The following is a 2,488-nucleotide window of genomic DNA, read 5'->3' as shown; positions in this document are numbered from 1 at the left end:
GTAAGCGTAACGCCAACCACACCTATTCAGCCATAATTTGAAGCCGTAGGCTACCACCGATTCTAATTGATAAGGTGTTAGCATGATGAGCCAAACATATCGAACCCGTGAGGAATGGCGAGCGCTGATTGCTGAATTCGAGCAAAGCGGTCTTAGCCAGAAAGACTTCTGTGAGCAGCGCGGGCTGAGCCCTGCCTACTTTGGGCAACGGCGTTTGCGGCTTCAGCGCGAAGCTGAAGATAACGACACTGGTTTTGCGCTAGCGGTACCGCAACCGACAACCTCGCAGCAATCAGTGCAGTTACGTATCGGTCAAACCGAGTTGGTGCTGCCGTTGTCGGTGTCACCGCGCTGGGTGGCGCAACTGGTCAAAGAGCTCAGCGCATGAAAATGTTCGTTGAGCCACCGGCCATCTATTTGCACAAAGCGCCGGTGGACTTTCGTAAAAGCATCAATGGTCTGAGCGCCATTGTTGAAAGCGAGATGGAGCTCTCGCCATTCAGTGGCGCCTTGTTTATCTTTTGCAATCGCCAGCGCGATAAACTCAAGGTGTTGTACTGGGACAAAACCGGCTTTTGCCTGTGGTACAAGCGCCTTGAGAAGGCGAAGTTTAAGTGGCCACGCAAGATGCAAAGTAGCACCATCACGCTCACTGAGCAGCAGTGGGCATGGCTCTTAGATGGCCTTGATATTACCTTGATGAAAGGCCATCAGCCGCTGCATTTTAGTGCAATGACCTGATCGTTTTTGGCCATATAGGGATCAAGCATAACAGCGATTTATCGATCACGAATCGGTCTAAGAAATCCCTTATCAGTAGCGGTTTAGCGCCGTGTGTTGCGGTATAATAGCTGCATGAAAAAGCTTGATACCAATACACTTCCAGACGACATTGAAGCCCTCAAAGCAATGCTGCTTGAGCAGCAGGCTGAGACGGCTCGCTGGAAGCGTGATTTTTATCAGCTACTGGAAAAATGGCAATTAGAGCTGAAGAAACGCTTTGCTGCCAGTGCTGAAGGCTTGCCTGGTCAGGGCGATTTGTTCAACGAAATCGAAGACATCCTCCAGCCTGATGAAGACGAAATCGCTGCCGAGCAGCACATTGCGTACACGCGCAAAGTCGGTCGTCGCGCCCGTTTAGATGCGTCGTTGCCACGCACAGAAATCGTTCACGACATCAGTGATGATGAGAAAACCTGCGAGTGCTGTGGCACCGACATGCATCGCATGGGCGAGGATGTCAGTGAGAAGCTCGATTTTATCCCTGCCAAGGTGCAAGTGATTCGCCACGTACGGCCGAAGTACGGCTGCCGCACCTGCGAGCAACAAGGCACCGAGACGAAGATTAAGCAGGCACCGATGCCACTGAGCATGCTGCCCAAAAGCATCGCTACGCCAAGCTTATTAGGGCAAATCATCACGGCCAAGTTCCAGTATGGCTTGCCTCTATACCGCCAGGAAACCATGTTCAAGCAGTTCGGTGCCGATATCAGCCGCCAGACCATGAGCCGTTGGTTGGTGGCTGTGAGCCAAAAGCTTGAGCCGCTGTACCAGCGCATGCACGATATCTTAGTGCAACAGCCCGTATTATGGGCAGACGAGACGACCTTAAAGGTTATCCAGTCGGAAAAAAGTAAATCCTACATGTGGGTGTATGGGTGTGGTGGTGACAAACCGCCACCTGATAGCGCTTCGCCACCACCCAACATCGTGCTTTACGACTATCAAGATGGTCGCGGCGGAATACACCCGAAAGACTTCCTAAAAGGTTATCGCGGGCCGTTGCAGGTGGATGGCTATCAAGGCTATGAGCAAACTGAAGCTAAACTCGCGGGTTGCTGGGCGCATGCTAGGCGCAAGTTCGTGGACGCTAAAACCGTGCAAGGGAAAAAGAAAACCGGCCGCGCTGATGTTGCGATTAAGTTTATCCAAAAGTTGTACCGCGTTGAACGCTTGATGAAAGATAAATCAGCGGACGAGCGCTTACACGCACGACAAACCGAATCGACAACGGTCATGAACGACTTCAAAAAGTGGCTTGATACCCAGCTTACCCAAGTGCCCCCGACCAGTGTGCTTGGCAAAGCCGTGCAATACACCCTAAACCAGTGGTCAAAGTTACAAGTGTACTTAACTGACGGGCGCATCAACATCGACAACAACCGCGCCGAACGGGCCATCAAACCGTTCGTGATTGGCCGCAAAGCCTGGCTGTTCGCCAACACCCATGGCGGTGCTGATGCCAGTGCGGTGCTCTACAGCCTGGTCGAAACCGCGAAAGCCAACGACCTGCAACCGATTGATTACCTGATGAGCCTGTTTGAGCAGTGGCCACTTATCAAAGATGGCGATGATATCGACCACTTGCTGCCTTGGAATATCGAGCTCACACGCTAGCGTCAATTATCTCGGCCGGTCGAATGGCCAACAAAACTGATCCACCTTAGAATAAAACCACGGTCAACGTGTGCTACTAACGACGCTTACG

Annotated in this window: 3 protein-coding genes; all 3 read left to right on the top strand. The window is 52.0% G+C overall.

The genetic code is table 11. The annotated features are described in order from the left end of the window. Positions 1-82 precede the first annotated feature (82 nt). The 3 genes from tnpA (at position 83) to tnpC (ending at position 2,397) form a co-directional block, all read left to right on the top strand. Positions 83-388 (top strand): IS66 family insertion sequence element accessory protein TnpA, encoded by a 306-nt coding sequence (gene tnpA, locus CWE11_RS11915; protein WP_126777845.1) that lies wholly within the window; start codon positions 83-85, stop codon positions 386-388. After that, positions 385-741 (top strand): IS66 family insertion sequence element accessory protein TnpB, encoded by a 357-nt coding sequence (gene tnpB, locus CWE11_RS11910; protein WP_126777844.1) that lies wholly within the window; start codon positions 385-387, stop codon positions 739-741. The genes tnpA and tnpB overlap by 4 nt, the downstream gene beginning before the upstream one ends. Before the next feature lie 114 nt (positions 742-855). Then, positions 856-2,397 (top strand): IS66 family transposase, encoded by a 1,542-nt coding sequence (gene tnpC, locus CWE11_RS11905; protein ID WP_126777843.1) that lies wholly within the window; start codon positions 856-858, stop codon positions 2,395-2,397. Positions 2,398-2,488: the final 91 nt, after the last annotated feature.

It is taken from the genome of Aliidiomarina sanyensis (assembly GCF_003987175.1).
GTDB classification, from domain to species: Bacteria; Pseudomonadota; Gammaproteobacteria; order Enterobacterales; family Alteromonadaceae; genus Aliidiomarina; species Aliidiomarina sanyensis.
Note: the sequence above shows the minus strand (reverse complement) of the source record. Positions and strands in the feature narration are given on the sequence as shown.

Coding starts and splice junctions, on each gene's coding strand:
- tnpA (WP_126777845.1), top strand. CDS start 83: ATGATGAGCCAAACATATCGAACCCGTGAGGAATGGCGAGCGCTGATT.
- tnpC (WP_126777843.1), top strand. CDS start 856: ATGAAAAAGCTTGATACCAATACACTTCCAGACGACATTGAAGCCCTC.
- tnpB (WP_126777844.1), top strand. CDS start 385: ATGAAAATGTTCGTTGAGCCACCGGCCATCTATTTGCACAAAGCGCCG.